We start from the raw sequence: 18,116 nt of genomic DNA on the forward strand, positions 1-18,116 counted from the left end.
CCGGGCGTCTCGGTCCGGCCGGGTCGGGCCGGACCGAGGCGTACGAACTGCCCTCCCCTCCGCGTGACGGGCCGGCGGCCGGGGCCCCGGCCGCCCGCCCGTCACGCGGCGGAGGCGCTCAGGCCTCCTGGGTCAGCGTGATGTCCTGGTTCTGGGCGGCGTGGAAGAAGGGCAGGGGGAGGCCGCCGGTGAGGCGCAGTTCCATGAGGGTCGCCTCGACGTGGGCCGGGCCGGTCTCCAGGGGGTCGGAGTACACCCTGCCGGTGTTCTCCCAGCGGTGCAGCGCACCGTCGCACACCGCGTGGGTGCCACCGATGCCGTACCGCACGTACGAGGAGTCCTGGCCGAGGGAGGAGCTGACGAAGACCGGTCCGGTGCTGCCGGTGCACCGGTAGGTGCCGGAGAGGGTGACGGTGCCGTCGGCGGCGACGAGGCCGGCCGGGTCGACGGTCACGGTCTCGGTGACGGCGACGGGCCCGGGCGCGGCGACGGCCGCCGGTGCCGCGGGCGCGGCCAGCAGGAGCGCGGCGGCACCGGCAGCGGTGCCGAGGGCGGGGCGGAAGGACATGGGGGGTACCTCCTGGGTCGACCCGGATGTGGGGCTCCCACAGGTACCGGGCGCCCACCCCCTGCGGTGTGATCGTCACTCTTCCGGTGGCGAGTCCGTGCCGGGATGTTCCGGGCGAGGGCCTAAGGCAGCAGCGCGAAGCCGTCCAGTTCGATCAGTGCCTGCTCGTCCCAGAGGCGTACGACCTGCACGACCGCCATGGCCGGGTAGTCGCGGCCCGCCAGGTCCCGCCAGACGCGGCCGAGTTCGCGGGCGTGGGTGCGGTAGGCGGCGACGTCGGTGGTGTAGACGGTGACGCGTGCGAGGTCGGCGGGGGTGCCGCCCGCGGCGCGCAGCGCGGTCAGGAGGTTGGTGAGCGCGTGGGTGAACTGTCCGGGGAGCGTCGCGCCGACCACGTTGCCGTCGCCGTCGAGTGCGGTCTGGCCGGCGAGGAAGACGACGCGGGTGCCGGTGGCGACGACGGCGTGGGAGAAACCGGTGGGCGGGGAGAGAGCGGGCGGGTTGATGCGCTCGGCGGTCACGGCGTGTCCTCTCCCTGGGCTGCTGCCCCGTACGAGTCCTCGGACGGCTCCCTGTGCGGCGCTTCGCGCGGTGCCTCGCGCGACTCCTTGTACAGCTCCTTGGCGATGATGCCGCGCTGGACCTCGCTCGCGCCCTCGTAGATGCGCGGGGCGCGGACCTCGCGGTAGAGGTGTTCGAGGAGGTGGCCGCGGCGCAGGGCGCGGGCGCCGTGCAGCTGGACGGCGGTGTCGACGACGTGCTGCGCCGTCTCGGTGGCCAGCAGCTTCGCCATGGCGGCCCGTTTCGGGACGTCGGCCGCGCCCGCGTCGTACGCCGCGGCCGCCGCGTACACCATGAGGCGGGCCGCGTCGGTGCGCAGCGCCAGCTCGGCGACCTGGTGGGCGACGGCCTGCAGCTCGCTCAGCTTGCCGCCGAACGCGTCGCGGTGGGCGGTGTGGGCGAGGGTGGCGTCGAGGGCGGCCTGCGCCATGCCGACGGCGAAGGCGCCGACGCTGGGACGGAACAGGTTGAGGGTGCCCATGGCGACGCGGAAACCCCGGTCGGGCTCGCCGAGCACGTCGTCGGCGGTGACCGGTACGGCGTCGAAGTGCAGCGCGCCGATGGGGTGCGGGGAGAGCATGTCGAGGGGGGTGCCGGTGAGGCCGGGGCGGTCGGCCGGCACGAGGAAGGCCGTGATCCCGCGGGCGCCGGCGCCGGGCGTGGTGCGCGCGAAGACGGTGTAGAAGTCGGCCTCCGGGGCGTTGGAGATCCAGCACTTCTCGCCGGTGAGCCGCCAGCGGGCGCGGCCGTCGGACTCGGCCGGGAGCAGCGGTCCCCGGGTGGTGTCCTCGTCCGCCCGCAGTTCCAGTGCCGCCGCGTCCGAGCCGGCGCCCGGCTCGCTCAGTGCGAACGCCGCCACCGCGGTGCCGTCGCTCACCCGGGGGAGCCAGCGCGCGCGTTGGGCATCGGTGCCGTGGGCGTGGACGGGGTGGGCGCCGAGGCCCTGGAGGGCGAGGGCGGTCTCGGCCTCCGTGCAGGCGTGGGCGAGGGACTCCCGCATCAGGCACAGGTCGAGGGCGCCGGAGGTGAAGAGGCGGGCGAGCAGTCCGAGCGCGCCGAGTTCGGCGACCAGGGGGCGGTTGACGTGGCCCGGTTCGCCCTTGTCGGCGAGTGGGCGGAGCCGTTCGGCGGCCAGGGTGCGCAGCTCGGCGCACCAGGCGGTCTGTTCCGGTTCGAGCGAGAATGCTGTCATTCCCGGGCCTTCCGGTCGCTTCTCCCCCGCCGCGTCGTCGCCGCCGGGCACCTCCCAGGTTATCGCGCACCGTTGACTGTCGTCACCAACACGATACGCTCCTTGTGCGAGCCCACCACCACAAAGGGGGCGATCGTCATGAACCACGGGGACACTTCCCGGGAACGGGGACGGCGCGGGGCCACCGCCCACGTCGACACCTTCGCGCGGGACCATCTCCCCCCGCCCGACCAGTGGCCCGGGCTCGACCTCGACATACCGACACCGCCAGGGCAGCCGGGGCCGCCGGGGCTCCGCCACCCGGACCGTCTGAACTGCGCCGACGAACTCCTGTCGGGCCCGCCCGCCGACCGGCCGGTGTTCCTCACCCCCGCCGGCCCCGCCTGGACGTACGGCGAACTGCGCGCCCGCGTCGACCGCATCGCCCATCTGCTGACCGGCGACCTCGGCGTGGTCCCCGGCAACCGGGTGCTGCTGCGCGGCCCGACCACGCCCTGGCTCGCGGCCTGCTGGCTGGCGGTGCTGAAGGCGGGCGCGATCGCCGTGACCGTGCTGGCCCAGCAGCGCCCGCACGAACTGGCCACCCTGTGCGACATCGCGCGCGTGCGGCACGCGCTGTGCGACGTCCGCGCGGTCGACGACCTCGTCAGGGCCGAGGTCCCGGGCCTGCGCATCACGACGTACGGCGGTGACGCCCCCGACGACCTGCTCAACCGTCCGGCGCCCGAGGGGCCGTACCCGGCTGTGGACACCGCCGCCGACGACGTGGCGCTGATCGCCTTCACCTCGGGGACCACCGGACGCCCCAAGGGCTGCATGCACTTCCACCGGGACGTGCTGGCGATCGCCGACACCTTCTCCCGGCACGTCCTGCGCCCGCGCCCGGACGACGTGTTCGCGGGCAGCCCGCCCCTCGGCTTCACCTTCGGCCTCGGCGGGCTGGTGATCTTCCCGCTGCGGGCCGGGGCCAGCGCCCTGCTGCTCGAACAGGCCACGCCCCGGCAGTTGCTGCCCGCGATCGCCGAGCACCGGGTCTCGGTGCTGTTCACCGCGCCGACCGCGTACCGCACGATGCTCGACGCCCTCGACGGGCACGACGTCACGTCGCTGCGCCGCTGCGTGTCGGCCGGCGAGAACCTGCCCGCGGCGACCTGGCACGCCTGGCACGAGCGGACCGGGCTGCGCGTCATCAACGGCATCGGCGCCACCGAACTCCTGCACATCTTCATCTCCGCCGCCGACGAGGACATCCGGCCCGGTACGACGGGAGTTCCCGTGCCGGGCTGGCACGCGCGGGTGCAGGACGAGCACGGCGACCCCGTGCCCGACGGCGAGCCCGGTCTGCTCGCGGTGCGCGGCCCGGTGGGCTGCCGCTACCTCGCCGACCCGCGCCAGCGGGTCTACGTGCGCGACGGCTGGAACATCACCGGCGACACGTACGTCCGCGAACCCGACGGGTACTTCCGGTACGTGGCCCGCGCCGACGACATGATCATCTCGGCCGGGTACAACATCGCCGGACCGGAGGTCGAGGACGCGTTGCTGCGTCACCCGGACGTCGTGGAGGCGGCGGTCGTGGGCCGGGCCGACCGGGCGCGCGGTCAGGTCGTCGTGGCGTACGCGGTGCTGAAGGAGGGCGCCGCGCGGGACGCCGAGGCGCTGCGGGTCTTCATGAAGACGGAACTGGCGCCGTACAAGTGCCCCCGCGAGATCGTCTTCCTGGACGCCCTGCCGCGCACGGCGACCGGCAAACTCCAGCGGTTCCGGCTGCGCGGGCCCGCCTACCCCGGGGGTGACCAGCAGTGATGCCGACGACCTAAGATGATCAACGTGTCCGACCAGCATGCACCACGGTCTCTCATCGTCACGCTCTACGGCGCGTACGGCCGCTTCGCCCCGGGTCCCGTACCCGTCGCCGAACTCATCCGGCTGCTTGCCGCCGTCGGCGTGGACGCGCCCTCCGTGCGCTCCTCCGTCTCGCGGCTCAAGCGACGCGGACTGCTCGTCCCGGGGAGAACGGCGACGGGCGCGGCCGGGTACGGGCTGTCGCCGGACGCGCGGCAACTGCTGGAGGACGGCGACCGGCGCGTCTACGCCGGTGCGGTGCCGGACGACGAGGGCTGGGTGCTCGCCGTGTTCTCCGTGCCCGAGTCCGAGCGGCAGAAGCGGCACGTGCTGCGCTCCCGGCTGGCCGGCCTGGGCTTCGGCACGGCCGCGCCGGGCGTGTGGATCGCCCCGGCACGGCTGTACGAGGAGACCCGGCACACCCTTCAGCGACTGCGCCTGGAGGGGTACGTCGACTTCTTCCGCGGCGAGCACCTCGGGTTCGCGCCGACCGTGGAGGCCGTGGCCCGCTGGTGGGACCTGTCGGCCATCGCCAAGGAGCACGAGGCGTTCCTCGACCGTCATGCGCGCGTGCTGGACTCCTGGTCGGGCCGCGCGGACACCCCGCCGGAGGCGGCCTACCGCGACTACCTCCTCGCCCTCGACTCCTGGCGCCACCTGCCGTACGCCGACCCCGGACTGCCCGCGCGGCTGCTGCCCGCCGACTGGCCGGGCGTCCGGTCGGCCGCCGTCTTCCGCGCGCTGCACGAGCGGCTGCGGGACGCGGGAGCGGTGTACGCCGGGCTCGGCCCCGCCGGCTGATCGTCCGGGCCCGGCCGGAAGCCTCAGCCCGACAGGCCGAGGCGGGGTTTGGGCGCGTCCGTGCGCCCGGTGCGCGGGGGCCTGCTGCCCGCCCGGTACGGCGCGGGCCAGGCGGCGCCGGGGCCGGTGTAGCCCTGGTCGGCCGCCGCGTGCAGCGTCCAGTGCGGGTCGTACAGGTGCGGGCGGGCGAGCGCGCACAGGTCGGTGCGGCCCGCCAGGATGAGGGAGTTGACGTCGTCCCAGGAGGAGATCGCGCCGACCGCGATCACCGGGACACCCGCCTCGTGCCGGATGCGTTCCGCGAACGGCGTCTGGTACGACCGCCCGAACTCGGGCCGTTCCTCCGCGACGACCTGCCCGGTCGACACGTCGATCGCGTCGGCGCCGTGCGCGGCGAAGGCACGGGCGATCCCGACGGCGTCCTCGGCCGTGGTCCCGCCGTCGGCCCAGTCGGTCGCGGAGATCCGTACGGTCATCGGGCGTTCCGCCGGCCAGACCGCCCGTACGGCGTCGAACACCTCCAGCGGGAAACGCAGCCGGTTGGCGAGCGGGCCGCCGTAGGCGTCGGTGCGCCGGTTGGTCAGCGGGGACAGGAAGCCGGACAGCAGATAGCCGTGCGCGCAGTGCAGTTCGAGCAGGTCGAAGCCGGCCCGCGCGGCCCGGACCGCTGCGTTCGTGAACTGCTCCCGCAGGTCGGTCAGCTGGGCGCGGCCGATCGCACGCGGGATCTGGCTGCGCGGCGTGTACGGCAGCGGGGACGCGGCGACCAGCGGCCAGTTGCCGTCGTCCAGCGGCTCGTCCATGCCCTCCCACATCAGCTTGGTCGAGCCCTTGCGTCCGCTGTGCCCGAGCTGCACGCCGATCGCGGTGCCCGGCGCCCGCTCGTGCACGAAGTCGGTGATCCGACGCCACGCCTCGCCCTGCCGGCCGGTGTACAGGCCGGCGCAGCCGGGCGTGATGCGGCCCTCGGCGCTGACGCACACCATCTCCGTCATCACCAGCCCGGCGCCGCCGAGGGCCCGGGCTCCCAGGTGGACGAGGTGGAAGTCGCCGGGGACGCCGTCCTCGGCCGAGTACATGTCCATGGGGGACACGACGACGCGGTTGCGCAGGGTCAGCCCGCGCAGCCGGAACGGCGTGAACATCGGCGGTGTGCCGGGCGGGCAGCCGAACTCGCGCTCCACGGACTCGGTGAACCGGGCGTCACGCAGCCGCAGGTTGTCGTGGGTGACGCGGCGGCTGCGGGTGAGCAGATCGAACGCGAACCGGCGGGGCGGCTCGCCGAGGTACCGGGCGAGGTTCTCGAACCACTCCAGGCTGGCCCGCGCCGCGCGCTGCGTGGAGGCGACGACGGGCTTGCGTTCCTCCTCGTACGCCGTCAGCGCCCGCTCCAGGGACGGCTGTTCGGCCAGGCAGGCGGCGAGGGCGAGGGCGTCCTCGACGGCGAGCTTGGTTCCGGAGCCGATGGAGAAGTGGGCGGTGTGGGCGGCGTCGCCGAGCAGGACGACGTTGCCGTGCGACCAGTGCTCGGTGACGACCGTGCGGAAGGTGGTCCACGCCGAGTTGTTGGACCGCAGCGGGCGTCCGCCGAGCGCCTCGGTGAAGATCTTGCCGCAGCGCTCGACGGACTCCCGCTCGTCCAGCTCGTCGAACCCGGCCGCGCGCCACACCTCCTCGCGCATCTCGACGATGACGGTGGAGGCGTCCGCCGCGTACGGGTAGCCGTGCAGCTGCATCACGCCGTGTTCGGTCTCGGCGATCTCGAAGCGGAACGCGTCGAAGGCGAAGTCGGCGGCGAGCCAGATGTAGCGGCAGCGGTGGTGCGTGAGGTGCGGGCGGAACACGTCCGCGTACGTGTCGCGGGTCGTGCTGTGCACGCCGTCGGCCGCGACGACGAGGTCGTACTCCGCGGCGAGCCGGTCCGGGTGCGGGGCGGGTGTACGGAAGCGAAGGTCCACGCCGAGGCCGCGGCAACGGTCGTGCAGGATCCGCAGCAGTCGGTGCCTGCCGAGGGCGGCGAAGCCGTGTCCGCCGGAGGTCTGGCGGGTGCCGCGGTGAACGATGTCGATGTCGTCCCAGCGGACGAAGTCCTGCTGGAGGGCGGCGTAGACCTCGGGGTCGGCGTGTTCGATGCCGCCGAGGGTCTCGTCGGAGAGGACCACGCCGAAGCCGAAGGTGTCGTCCGGGGCGTTGCGCTCGAAGACGGTGATGTCGCGGGTGGGGTCGAGGCGTTTGAGGAGAGCGGCGGCGTAGAGACCCCCGGGGCCGCCGCCGACGACGGCGATGCGGTGGGGGCCGCCCGTCCCGGCTCGGGGCTGCCGGTCGTACGTGGCCTCTCGCGCACCGTTCCGCGCAGCCGAGCCCGGCATCGTCACCGCCCCTTCCACTTCGGGGGCCGCTTCTCGGTGAACGCGGCGTGGAACTCGCGGTAGTCCTCGCCCGTCATCAGGAAGGCCTGCGTCGCGGCGTCGAGTTCGACGGCTGCCGACATCGGCATGTCGAGTTCGGCCGTGAGCAGGGCCTTCGTCTGGGCGTGGGCCAGGGCGGGGCCGTCGGCGAGGCGGCGGGCCAGGGCCTGGGCGGCCCGGTCGGCGCGGCCCTCGTCGGTGAGTTCGCTGATCAGTCCGATGCGCTCGGCCTCGGGGGCGCGGACCGGTTCGCCGAGCAACAGCAGGCGGGTGGCGTGTCCCAGGCCGACGACACGCGGCAGCAGGTACGCGGCGCCCATGTCGCCGCCGGACAGGCCGACCTTCGTGAAGAGGAAGGCGAAGCGGGCGGTGGGGTCGGCGACCCGGAAGTCGGCGGCCAGCGCGAGGACCGCTCCCGCTCCCGCGGCGACACCGTGCACGGCGGCGATCACCGGGAACGGGCATTCCCGCACCGCCCGCACGACCTGGCCGGTCATCCGGTTGAAGTCGAGCAGCTCGGCGGCGTCCATGGCGAGGGTGGCGCCGATGATCTCGTCGACGTCGCCGCCGGAGCAGAAGCCGCGTCCCTCACCGGCCAGCACCAGGGCGCGCACGGCCCGCGCGCGGGAGAGCTCGGCGAGCAGATCGCGCAGGTCGGCGTAGGCGCCGAAGGTGAGGGCGTTGAGTTTGTCGGGCCGGGCGAGGGTGACGGTGGCGACTCCGTCGGTGAGGTCGACGCGCAGGTGCCGCCAGTCGGCGGTGGGCGCGGCGGAGCCGGTGAAGGGACTCATGACGTGCGGCCTCCTCGGGCGGGCACTGCCTCACTGAGCTCTTTCCCCCGAAGCTATCACTCTTTCGTGACTGTCGTCATGGGGACGCGATAGAGCGTGTCGCGCGCGAACCGGGCGTGCCGCGGACGCGGTGGTGGCACTCCGGGCCGGTGACGCCCGTCACGGCAGCCGCCCCGTCCGGCACCGCGCCCGCCCGACCGGGTGTGCCGCAGGGACAGTGAGGCACTCCGGGCCGGTGACATCCGTCACGACGGCCGCCCCGTCCGGCACCGCGTCGGCGCGCCGTCACGGCTCCTCGACGGGCCCGTAACTGGCGGGATTCTGCGGGCGCGTGACGGCATGGCCGTGGGTAGGCGCAGGGCGACGGGGTCGAAGGTCCCGGACGGTGCCCGCCGGACGCCTCTGCCGGGCGGCCCCGTACCATTCTTACGGTGGAAAGCAGGACAGCCTGCTCATGAACGGACCCGTTGTGCACGACTCCCCCGCCCCCGCCTCCTGGCGCGTTGCTCTGCCCCACGCCGCCTCCGCGGTGCCGGTCGCGCGTGCCCTGGTCCGCACGGCGCTGGCGGAGCTGGAGCACTCCGCGGACTGCGACACCGCCGAGCTGCTCACGGCGGAGCTGGTGGCGAACGCCGTCGAGCACACCACCGGGGAGACCCCGATAGAGCTGGTCGTGGAGCTGCTGCCGACCGGCTGCCAGGTCGAGGTGCACGACCCCGACCCGATGCCGCCGTTCGATCTGACCCGTCCCGTGCTGGACGCGCCCGACCCGTGGCAGGAGCACGGGCGCGGTCTGCTGCTGATCCGCGCCCTGAGCTCCTCGTGCGGGCACCGTTCCACCGAGTCCGGCAAGGCGGTGTGGTTCAGGCTGCCCGTGATTCCCGCTCAGCGGCGTCACGCGGGATGACCTGCGCGAGCCGCGGGTCACGGGTCGCCCGTGACCGGCGTGGAGCGCGGGGCCGGCCGCCGGGAGCGGCGCGGGGGACGCGGGGGCCGACGCCCGTCTCGCACTTCGCGCAAGGGCAGCGGCGGAAGGCGATGGCGAGGACGGTGTGACCGGGTGGGACGGCACGCGGAAGGTGCGTGCCGGTCCGTGACTAGAAGTGGTCGGGCGTGATCGGGCCGGGTCCGGTCATGGTCGCGACCAGCACGGCCTTGATGGTGTGCAGCCGGTTCTCCGCCTCGTCGAAGACGACCGAGTGTGCCGATTCGAACACCTCGTCCGTGACCTCGAGGGAGTCGAGACCGTGCCGCTCGTGGATCCAGCGCCCGACCTCGGTGTCGAGGTCGTGGAAGGCCGGCAGGCAGTGCAGGAACCTCACGTCCGGGTTGCCGGTGGCGCGCAGCACGTCCATGGTCACGGCGTACGGGGCGAGGCTCGCGATCCGCTCGTCCCAGACGTCCTTGGGCTCGCCCATGGACACCCACACGTCGGTCGCGACGAAGTCGACGCCGCGCACGCCCTCGGTGACGGACTCGGTGAGGGTGAGGCGGGCGCCGGAGATCTCGGCGAGCGCGCGGGCGCGGTCGACGACGCCCTTGGCGGGCCAGTAGGACCGGGGGGCGACGATCCGCACGTCCATGCCGAGCAGCGCGGCCGTGACCAGGTGGGAGTTGCCCATGTTGAAGCGGGCGTCGCCGAGGTAGGCGAAGGCGATCTCGTCGACCGGCCCGGCGCTGTGCTCGGTCATGGTGAGTACGTCGGCGAGCATCTGCGTGGGGTGCCAGTCGTCGGTGAGGCCGTTGTAGACGGGTACGCCCGCGTGGGCGGCGAGCTCCTCGACCCTGGCCTGGCTGTCGCCGCGGTACTGGATCGCGTCGTACATGCGGCCCAGGACGCGCGCGGTGTCCTTCACGGACTCCTTGTGGCCGATCTGTGCCCCCGACGGGTCGAGGTACGTGGTGACGGCACCCTGGTCGGCGGCGGCGACCTCGAACGCGCAGCGGGTGCGCGTCGAGGTCTTCTCGAAGATCAGCGCGACGTTCTTGCCGCGCAGGTGCCGCGTCTCCGTCCCGGCCTTCTTGGCGGCCTTCAGCTCGGCGGCCAGCTCGACCAGACCCAGGAACTCCCTCGCGGTGAAGTCGAGCTCCTTGAGGAAGTGGCGGCCGGCGAGGGCGGTCGGGACTGTCGCCATGGTGGGCGCTCCTCGGAGTACGGGGCGGGCAAGGACGGGGAGGGACGGGGACCTTTGGAAGTCTATACGACGAGTGGAATTTCTATACAGCCGCGTCGCCCGCCCTCACCCCGCCCCGCCACGGCTATCCGCCCACGGCCTCCCGCTCCACCGGGCAGCTCATGCAGCGCGGCCCGCCCCGGCCCCGGCCCAGCTCACTGCCCGGGATCTCGATGACCTCGATGCCCTGCTTGCGCAGATGCGTGTTGGTGGTGGCGTTGCGCTCGTAGGCGACGACCACGCCCGGCTCGACGGCGAGGACGTTGCAGCCGTCGTCCCACTGCTCGCGCTCGGCGGCGTGGACGTCCTGCGTCGCGGTCAGGACGCGGATCTCGCTGAGCCCGAGGGCGGCGGCGATCGCGCGGTGCATGTGCTCCGGCGGATGGTCGGTGACCTTGAGCTCCTTCTCGCCGGCGCCCGGTTCGATGGTGTATGAGCGGAGCATGCCGAGCCCGGCGTACTGCGTGAAGGTGTCGCCGTCGACCATGGTCATCACCGTGTCGAGGTGCATGAACGCGCGCCGCTTCGGCATGTCGAGCGCCACGATCGTGGTCGCGGAGCCGGCGGCGAACAGCTTGTGCGCGAGCATCTCGACGGCCTGGGGCGTGGTGCGTTCGCTCATGCCGATGAGGACGGCGCCGTTGCCGATGACGAGGACGTCGCCGCCCTCGATGGTCGACGGATAGTCGGCCTGCCCCTCGGACCAGACGCGGAAGCCCTTGCCGTAGCCCTCGTCGCGGAACAGGGGGTGGTGCCGGTAGATCGCCTCGAAGTGGACGGTCTCGCGCTGCCGTGCCGGCCAGCGCATCGCGTTGATGGAGACGCCGTCGTATATCCAGGCGGAGGTGTCCCTGGTGAAGAGGTGGTTGGGCAGCGGGCCGAGCAGGAAGTCGTCCAGGTCCATGGCGTGGAAGCGCACGGACGTCGGTTCGGGGTGCCCGTCCAGGAACTCCCGCTTGGTCATGCCGCCGACCAGCGCCTGGGCCAGCTCCTCGGCCGGCAGCGACGCGAAGGCGGCGCGCAGATGGCCGGTGGCCAGCGGGCCGTACTCCTTCTCGTCGAAGACGCGGTCCAGGACCAGCGTCCTGGCCTCCGGCACGTGGAGCGTCTCGGAGAGCAGGTCGCCGAAGAGGTGGACGATGACCCCTCGGTCACGCAGGACGTCCGCGAATCCGTCGTGCTCGGCGCGCGCCCGGCGCACCCAGAGCACGTCGTCGAAGAGCAGGGCGTCCTTGTTGCTGGGGGTGAGCCTTTTGAGCTCGAGATCCGGCCGGTGCAGGATGACGCGGCGGAGCCGCCCGGCTTCGGAGTCGACGTGGAATCCCATGCCCCCATCCTGACCATCATGGACCGTCTTCACCCGCTGTTCTGCCTATTCCGCCCGCTTCTGTTGCGTATTCCGACCGCTTCTGTGTGCGATTTCCTCCGGTTCTTCGCACCGGTCCGACCGGCCCGATTCTCGTCCCCTTGACGATAATCACTCCCTCCTCTTATCGTCGGCATGACGAAATGAGGGGGTCCCATGGCCGACATCACCCGGCGCCTCGGCTGGCGCCATCTGCGCGGCGCTCCGACGGCGCACGTCCGGCACCACCGGTCCGGCACGCTCGTGCACGACGGTCCGGGCCTCAGCTTCTGGTACCGGGCGCTGACCGCCGCGCTCTCCGAGGTGCCGGTCGACGACCGGGAACTGGCGATGACCTTTCACGCCCGTACCTCGGACTTCCAGGACGTCACGGTGCAGGCCACCGTCACCTACCGCGTCGGCGACCCCGCGCTCGCCGCCGAGCGGCTGGACTTCTCCATCGACCCGGACACCGGCGCCTGGCGCGGCGCCCCGCTGGAGCAGCTGGGCACGCTGCTCACGGAGACGGCCCAGCAGCACGCGCTCGACGTACTGGCCCGCACACCGCTCGCGACGGCGCTGGTCGACGGCGTGGCGGCGGTCCGCGAACGCGTCTCGGCCGGTCTCGCGGCCGAGCCCCGGCTGCCCGCCACCGGCATCGAGGTGGTCGCCGTACGGGTCGTGGCGCTGCGTCCCGAACCGGAGGTGGAGCGGGCGCTGCGCACCCCGGCCCGCGAGCTGATCCAGCAGGACGCCGACCGCGCCACGTACGAGCGGCGGGCCGTGGCCGTGGAGCGGGAGCGGGCCATCGCCGAGAACGAACTCGCCAGCAGGATCGAGCTCGCCCGCCGCGAGGAGCGGCTGGTCGACCAGCAGGGCACCAACGCCCGCCGCAAGGCCGAGGAACAGGCCGCCGCCGACGCGGTACGCGCCGAGGCGGAGGCCGCCCGGACGGTACGGCTGGCCGACGCCGAGGCCGCCCGGTCCGTGCGGCTCGCCAAGGCCGAGGCGGAGGGGGCGCGCGAGGTCGGCGAGGCGCGGGCGCAGGCCCAGGCCGCGTGGCTGCGCGTCCACGGGGACGTCGACGTGGCGACGCTGCACGCGCTCACCGGGACGCGGCTCGCGGAGAACCTGCCGCGCATCGACAGCGTGACCGTGTCCCCGGACGTCCTGACCGGACTGCTGGTCCGGCTGGGCCACGGGAACGGGGACGGGCGGGGGCACGGACAGGCGGACGGAGCCGGGGACGGCCACGGGGACCGGGCGTGAGCCTCGCCCCGCGGGTCGTGCTGGTCCATCGCACCACCGAGTACGAGGAACTGGTGGCCCGGCACGGCACGCACGGGCAGGCCGCGTTCTTCCTCGCCTCCCGGGGCCGCGGCATCGAGGAGATCGCCGCGCGGCACCACCGGACGCGGCGGGCCCTGGCCGGGGTCGCGTCGGCCGTGCCGCTGACCTGGCGGCAGGCGCGCGTGGAACGGGCCGACCTGGACCGGTTCCTGTTCGCGCCGGAGGACGTGGTGGTCGTGGTCGGGCAGGACGGGCTGGTGGCGAACGTCGCCAAGTACCTCGCGGGCCAGCCGGTGATCGGCGTCGACACCGACCCCGGGCGCAATCCGGGGGTACTGGTGCGGCACGCGGTGGGCGACGCGGGGGCACTGCTGCGGTCGGTGCACACGGGGGCGGCGACGGACGACCTGACGATGGTCGAGGCCGTCGCCGACGACACGCAGCGGGTCGTCGCCCTCAACGAGATCTACCTGGGCGCCGCGGGCCACGCGACGGCCAGGTACCGCCTGGACGTGGACGGCGACGGGGGTGCCGTCGAGGCCCAGGCCTCCTCCGGAGTGCTGGTCGGCACGGGGACCGGGGCGACGGGCTGGATCCGTTCGGTGTGGCAGGAGCGGGGCGCGGGGCTGCGGCTGCCGGGCCCCGCGGAGACCCGGCTGCTGTGGTTCGTCCGGGAGGCCTGGCCCTCCCCCGCCACCGGTACGTCCCTGGTGGCGGGCGAGCTGACGGCCTCCGCCGCGCTGCGCCTCACCGTCGAGTCCGAGCGGCTGGTCGCCTTCGGCGACGGCATGGAGAGCGACGCCCTGGAACTGACCTGGGGTCAGTCCGTACGGGTGGGAGTGTGCGGGGACCGGCTGCGGCTGGTGGTCTGAGACCCCCGGCCCCGGCCGGCCCCCCCCTCGGTCACAGCCTGGGGTCGACCGGCTCCGACTCCAGTGCCAGCACCCCGAACACCGCCTCGTGGACCCGCCACAGCGGCTCGCCGTCCGCGAGGCGGTCCAGGGCCTCGAGGCCCAGCGCGTACTCGCGGATCGCCAGGGACCGTTTGTGCCCCAGGGAGCGGTGGCGCAGGCGCTCGAGGTGGTCCGGGCGCGTGTACTCGGGGCCGTAGACGATCCGCAGGTACTCGCGGCCCCGGCACTTGATGCCCGGCTGCACCAGCCGGCCCCTGCCGTCGCGCACGAGCGCGCCGAGCGGCTTGACGACCATGCCCTCTCCGCCGCGACCGGTCATCTCCAGCCACCAGTCGACGCCGGCGCGCACCGACCCGGGGTCGCCGGTGTCGACGTACAGCCGTCGGGTGGTGCCCAGCAGGCCGCTGCCGTCGTGCTCCACGAGCCGGTCGATCAGCGCGAGCTGCTCGTCGTGCGGGAGCGCGGCCAGGCTGCGGCCCCGGGCCGCGAGGATCTGGAACGGCGCGAGGCGCACACCGTCCAGGCCGTCGGTGGTCCAGCAGTAGCGCCGGTACGCCGCCGTGAACGCCGCCGCGTCCGCGGAACGGTCGCGCTGGCGTGCCAGCAGGCCGGACACGTCGACGCCGCGCGCCGCCGCGCCCTCCAGCGCGGCCAGCACGCCCGGGAACACCGCTCCCGACGCGGCGCCCACCGCCGCGTACTGCGAGCGCAGCAGCCCGGAGGCCTTCAGCGACCACGGCATCAGCTCGGCGTCCAGCAGCAGCCAGTCGGTGTCGAGTCCGGTCCACAGGCCGGCCTCGTCGGCGGCCGTGCGGAGCCGGGCGAGGATGTCCTCGGTGACGGACGGGTCGTCGAAGAAGGGGCGTCCGGTGCGGGTGTACAGGGACCCGGTCGGGCCGTCCGCGCCGAAGCGCTTCGCGGCCGTCTCCGCGTCCCGGCACACCAGGGCCACGGCCCGCGACCCCATGTGCTTCTCCTCGCACACGACGCGCGCGACCCCGTCGGCGGCGTACTGCGCGAAGGCCTCCGCCGGGTGCTCCAGATAGCCCTCCACCTGCGACGTCGCCGTCGGCGCCATGGTCGGCGGAAGGTAGGGCAGCAGCGCCGGTTCGACCGCGAAGCGGCTCATGACCTCCAGCGCGGCGGCGGCGTTCTCCTCGCGGACGGTGACCCGCCCCGCGTGCCGGGTCTGCACCGCGCGCCGGCCCCGCACGTCCGCCAGGTCGAGCGGCCGGCCGTCCTGCCCGCCGGGCGCCTCCGACCGCAGCGGCTTCACCGGCTCGTACCAGACGCGCTGGGCCGGTACGTCGACCAGTTCGCGCTCCGGCCAGCGCAGCGCGGTGAGCCTGCCGCCGAAGACGGCCCCGGTGTCCAGGCAGATCGTGTTGTTGAGCCATCTGGCCTCGGGGACCGGCGTGTGGCCGTACACCACCGCCGCGCGGCCCCGGTAGTCCTCCGCCCACGGGTAGCGCACCGGCAGCCCGAACTCGTCGGTCTCGCCGGTCGTCTCGCCGTACAGGGCGTGGCTGCGGACCCGGCCCGAGGTGCGGCCGTGGTACTTCTCGGGCAGCCCGGCGTGGCAGACGACCAGGCGGCCGCCGTCCAGGACGTAGTGGCTGACGAGCCCGTCGATGAACTCCCGGACTTCCTGCCGGAACTCCTCGCTCTCGCCCTCCATCTGCGCGACGGTCTCGGCGAGGCCGTGGGTGTGCTGCACCGTGCGGCCCCTGAGGTGGCGGCCGAACTTGTTCTCGTGGTTGCCCGGCACGCACAGCGCGTGACCCGACTTCACCATCGCCATCACGCGGCGCAGCACGCCGGGGCTGTCCGGGCCGCGGTCCACGAGGTCGCCGACGAAGACGGCCGTGCGGCCCTCGGGGTGGGCGCCGTCGGTGTAGCCCAGTCCGGCGAGCAACGCCTCCAGTTCCGCGGAGCAGCCGTGGATGTCGCCGATGATGTCGAACGGGCCGGTCAGGTGGGTCAGGTCGTTGAACCGCTTCTCGGTGACGACGGTGGCGTTCTCGATCTCCTCGACGCCGCGCAGTACGTGCACCTTGCGGAAGCCCTCGCGCTCCAGGTGGCGCAGGGAGCGGCGCAGTTCGCGGATGTGGCGCCGGATCACCCGGCGCGGCATGTCGGCGCGGTCGGTGCGGGCCGCGTTGCGTTCGGCGCACACCTCCTCGGGTACGTCGAGTACGACGGCCACGGGCAGCACGTCGTACTCCCTGGCGAGCGCGATCAGAGCGCGCCGGGAGTCCTGCTGCACGCTGGTGGCGTCGACGACGGTGCGGCGGCCCGCGGCGAGGCGCTTGCCGGCGATGTAGTGCAGCACGTCGAAGGCGTCGCGGGTCGCGCCCTGGTCGTTCTCGTCGTCGCAGACCAGGCCGCGGCAGAAGTCGGAGGACAGCACCTCGGTCGGTGTGAAGTGCCGGCGGGCGAAGGTCGACTTGCCGGAGCCGGAGGCGCCGACGAGCACGACGAGGGAGAGGTCGGTGACGGGCAGCACGCGCCCGCCCGGTGCCTGCGTACTCATGCGGCCTCCGCCTCCTTCTTCCCGCCCGTGCCGGTCTTCCTGTCGTGCGCGTCGGTGCTGTTCCTGAACATGGCCATCTGGGTGGGCGGGCCCACCTCCGGGTCGTCGGGGCCGATCGGCGTGAACTCCACGGCGTATCCGTGCCGTTCGGCGACCGTCTGCGCCCACGCGCGGAATTCGGCGCGGGTCCACTCGAAGCGGTGGTCGCCGTGCCGGACGTGCCCGGCCGGGAGGCTCTCCCAGCGGACGTTGTACTCGACGTTCGGCGTGGTCACGAGGACGGTGCGGGGGCGGGCCGCGCCGAACACCGCGTACTCCAGGGCGGGCAGCCGCGGCGGGTCGACGTGCTCGACGACCTCGCTGAGCACGGCGGCGTCGTAGCCCCTGAGCCGGTTGTCGGTGTAGGCGAGGGAGCCCTGGAGCAGTTTCACGCGGGACGCCTGCCGCTCCCCCATGCGGTCCAGTCCGAGGCGGCGCCCGGCGATGGTGAGCGCCCGCATCGACACGTCGACGCCGACGATCTCCGTGAACCGCGGGTCCTTCAGCAGCGTCTGCACCAACTGGCCCTGGCCGCAGCCGAGGTCGAGGACGCGGGCGGCGCCGGACTCCTGGAGCGCTGCCACGATCGCGGCGCGGCGCTGCACGGCGAGCGGGGCGGGCCGTTCCTCGGTCTCCGTCTCGGCCGCCACCGCGTTGTCGATGTCCTCGACCTCGCTGTCGTCGGCTTCGGCGAGCCGGACCAGCTCCAGCCGCTCCATGGCCTCACGCGTCAGCGACCAGCGGCGCGACAGGTAGCGGCTGGTGATCAGCTTCTGCTCCGGGTGGCCGGCCAGCCAGCCGTCACCGGCCCGCAGCAGCTTGTCGACCTCGTCGGAGGACACCCAGTAGTGCTTGGCGTCGTCCAGGACGGGCAGCAGCACGTACAGGTGGCGCAGGGCCTCCGACACGGTCAGCGCGTCCGACTCCAGGACGAGCCGCACGTACCGCGAGTCGCCCCACGCGGGGAACGCGGTGTCCAGCGGCACGGGCTCCACGGTGACCGCCCAGCCCGGCGGCCCGAAGAGACGCCGTACGAGGTCGGCGCCGCCGCGGGCGGGCAGCGCCGGCACCTCCACGCGCAGCGGCCGGGGCTGCTCCGGGAGGTCGGGGCGGGCGTGGCAGACGCCGCGCATGGCGCTGGAGAAGACACCGCTCAGCGCCACGGCGAGCAGGGAGGACGCGGCGTAGGGGCGGTCGTTGACGTAGTGCGCGAGGGCCGCGTCGGGGGCACCGCCGTGGCCCTTGCCCCGGCCGCGCCGGGCCAGTGCCACCGCGTCCACCTCCAGCAGCAGCGCCGCCGTGCAGCGATCGGTGCCCGCCTCGGGGTAGAGGACGTGCGCCGTGCCGTGGGCGGTGGAGAACGCCTGCGCCTTGTCGGGGTGCTTGTGCAGCAGGAAACCGAGGTCGGTGGCGGGGGACGTGGGCGTGCCGGTGGTGGTGAGGGTCAGGAACACGGGTGCCTCTGTGGTGGCGGGGAAAGGGGCGCGCGACGGCGCGTGCCGCCCACCGTACAGAGCGGGGACCTGCGGTGCCGCTGGATTTCGCGGCCCGCGGCGACGCCGTCCGCCCGTGTCGGGGCGCGCGTGCACGCGTACGGCCCGCTGCCTTTCCGGGCCTCGGGGGAGGGCGGCCGTGCCGCGGCGGCGGCACGGCCG

General features: G+C 73.8%; 14 protein-coding genes. 5 read left to right on the forward strand and 9 right to left on the reverse strand.

Annotation, left to right across the window (positions count from 1 at the left end; translation table 11 throughout):
* Positions 1-118: 118 nt before the first annotated feature.
* From ABZ354_RS02475 to ABZ354_RS02485, 3 genes are all read right to left on the reverse strand, one after another.
* Positions 119-568 (reverse strand): DUF6299 family protein, encoded by a 450-nt coding sequence (locus ABZ354_RS02475; RefSeq protein WP_358652060.1) that lies wholly within the window; start codon positions 566-568, stop codon positions 119-121.
* A 122-nt stretch (positions 569-690) separates the two neighbouring features.
* Positions 691-1,089 (reverse strand): RidA family protein, encoded by a 399-nt coding sequence (locus tag ABZ354_RS02480; protein WP_358652062.1) that lies wholly within the window; start codon positions 1,087-1,089, stop codon positions 691-693.
* Positions 1,086-2,321 carry an acyl-CoA dehydrogenase family protein gene (locus ABZ354_RS02485; protein WP_358652064.1) on the reverse strand — a complete coding sequence of 412 codons (1,236 nt, stop codon included), beginning with the start codon at positions 2,319-2,321 and terminating at the stop codon, positions 1,086-1,088. Before ABZ354_RS02485 ends, ABZ354_RS02480 begins: the two co-directional genes overlap by 4 nt.
* Before the next feature lie 138 nt (positions 2,322-2,459).
* Here ABZ354_RS02485 and ABZ354_RS02490 point away from each other — a divergent pair, with 138 nt between their 5' ends.
* Positions 2,460-4,127, forward strand: coding sequence for an AMP-binding protein (locus ABZ354_RS02490; protein WP_358652066.1), 1,668 nt, complete (start codon positions 2,460-2,462; stop codon positions 4,125-4,127).
* Between the two features lie 15 nt (positions 4,128-4,142).
* Positions 4,143-4,967, forward strand: coding sequence for a PaaX family transcriptional regulator C-terminal domain-containing protein (locus ABZ354_RS02495; protein WP_358652068.1), 825 nt, complete (start codon positions 4,143-4,145; stop codon positions 4,965-4,967).
* A 23-nt stretch (positions 4,968-4,990) separates the two neighbouring features.
* Here ABZ354_RS02495 and ABZ354_RS02500 read toward each other — a convergent pair whose 3' ends face one another.
* Together ABZ354_RS02500 and ABZ354_RS02505 are read right to left on the reverse strand one after the other, a co-directional pair.
* The gene (locus ABZ354_RS02500) at positions 4,991-7,336 is read right to left on the reverse strand and encodes a bifunctional salicylyl-CoA 5-hydroxylase/oxidoreductase (protein WP_358652070.1); all 2,346 of its coding nucleotides are present in this window, start codon (positions 7,334-7,336) and stop codon (positions 4,991-4,993) included.
* 2 nt (positions 7,337-7,338) lie between these two features.
* Positions 7,339-8,166 carry an enoyl-CoA hydratase family protein gene (locus ABZ354_RS02505; RefSeq protein ID WP_358652072.1) on the reverse strand — a complete coding sequence of 276 codons (828 nt, stop codon included), beginning with the start codon at positions 8,164-8,166 and terminating at the stop codon, positions 7,339-7,341.
* A gap of 454 nt (positions 8,167-8,620) precedes the next feature.
* Here ABZ354_RS02505 and ABZ354_RS02510 point away from each other — a divergent pair, with 454 nt between their 5' ends.
* The gene (locus tag ABZ354_RS02510; RefSeq protein WP_358652074.1) at positions 8,621-9,073 is read left to right on the forward strand and encodes an ATP-binding protein; all 453 of its coding nucleotides are present in this window, start codon (positions 8,621-8,623) and stop codon (positions 9,071-9,073) included.
* A gap of 190 nt (positions 9,074-9,263) precedes the next feature.
* On the opposite strand, the gene argF is transcribed toward ABZ354_RS02510, so the two are convergent.
* Together argF and ABZ354_RS02520 are read right to left on the reverse strand one after the other, a co-directional pair.
* The gene (argF, locus tag ABZ354_RS02515; RefSeq protein WP_358652076.1) at positions 9,264-10,301 is read right to left on the reverse strand and encodes an ornithine carbamoyltransferase; all 1,038 of its coding nucleotides are present in this window, start codon (positions 10,299-10,301) and stop codon (positions 9,264-9,266) included.
* 124 nt (positions 10,302-10,425) lie between these two features.
* Positions 10,426-11,667, reverse strand: a complete 1,242-nt coding sequence (locus tag ABZ354_RS02520) for an arginine deiminase (RefSeq protein WP_358652078.1) — start codon at positions 11,665-11,667, stop codon at positions 10,426-10,428.
* 195 nt (positions 11,668-11,862) lie between these two features.
* On the opposite strand from ABZ354_RS02520, the gene ABZ354_RS02525 reads away from it, so the two are divergent.
* Together ABZ354_RS02525 and ABZ354_RS02530 are read left to right on the forward strand one after the other, a co-directional pair.
* Positions 11,863-12,954, forward strand: coding sequence for an SPFH domain-containing protein (locus tag ABZ354_RS02525; RefSeq protein ID WP_358652080.1), 1,092 nt, complete (start codon positions 11,863-11,865; stop codon positions 12,952-12,954).
* Positions 12,951-13,847: a hypothetical protein gene (locus tag ABZ354_RS02530; RefSeq protein WP_358652082.1), complete on the forward strand. Its 897-nt coding sequence runs from the start codon at positions 12,951-12,953 to the stop codon at positions 13,845-13,847. Before ABZ354_RS02525 ends, ABZ354_RS02530 begins: the two co-directional genes overlap by 4 nt.
* Before the next feature lie 31 nt (positions 13,848-13,878).
* Here ABZ354_RS02530 and ABZ354_RS02535 read toward each other — a convergent pair whose 3' ends face one another.
* Both ABZ354_RS02535 and ABZ354_RS02540 read right to left on the reverse strand, forming a co-directional pair.
* Complete coding sequence (locus ABZ354_RS02535) at positions 13,879-16,422, reverse strand: polynucleotide kinase-phosphatase (RefSeq protein WP_358652084.1); 2,544 nt, start codon at positions 16,420-16,422, stop codon at positions 13,879-13,881.
* Positions 16,419-17,915, reverse strand: coding sequence for a 3' terminal RNA ribose 2'-O-methyltransferase Hen1 (locus tag ABZ354_RS02540; protein ID WP_358652086.1), 1,497 nt, complete (start codon positions 17,913-17,915; stop codon positions 16,419-16,421). Before ABZ354_RS02540 ends, ABZ354_RS02535 begins: the two co-directional genes overlap by 4 nt.
* Between the last annotated feature and the right edge of the window lie 201 nt (positions 17,916-18,116).

The organism is Streptomyces sp. NPDC005925 (assembly GCF_040638805.1).
In the GTDB taxonomy this organism is placed as follows: Bacteria; Actinomycetota; Actinomycetes; order Streptomycetales; family Streptomycetaceae; genus Streptomyces.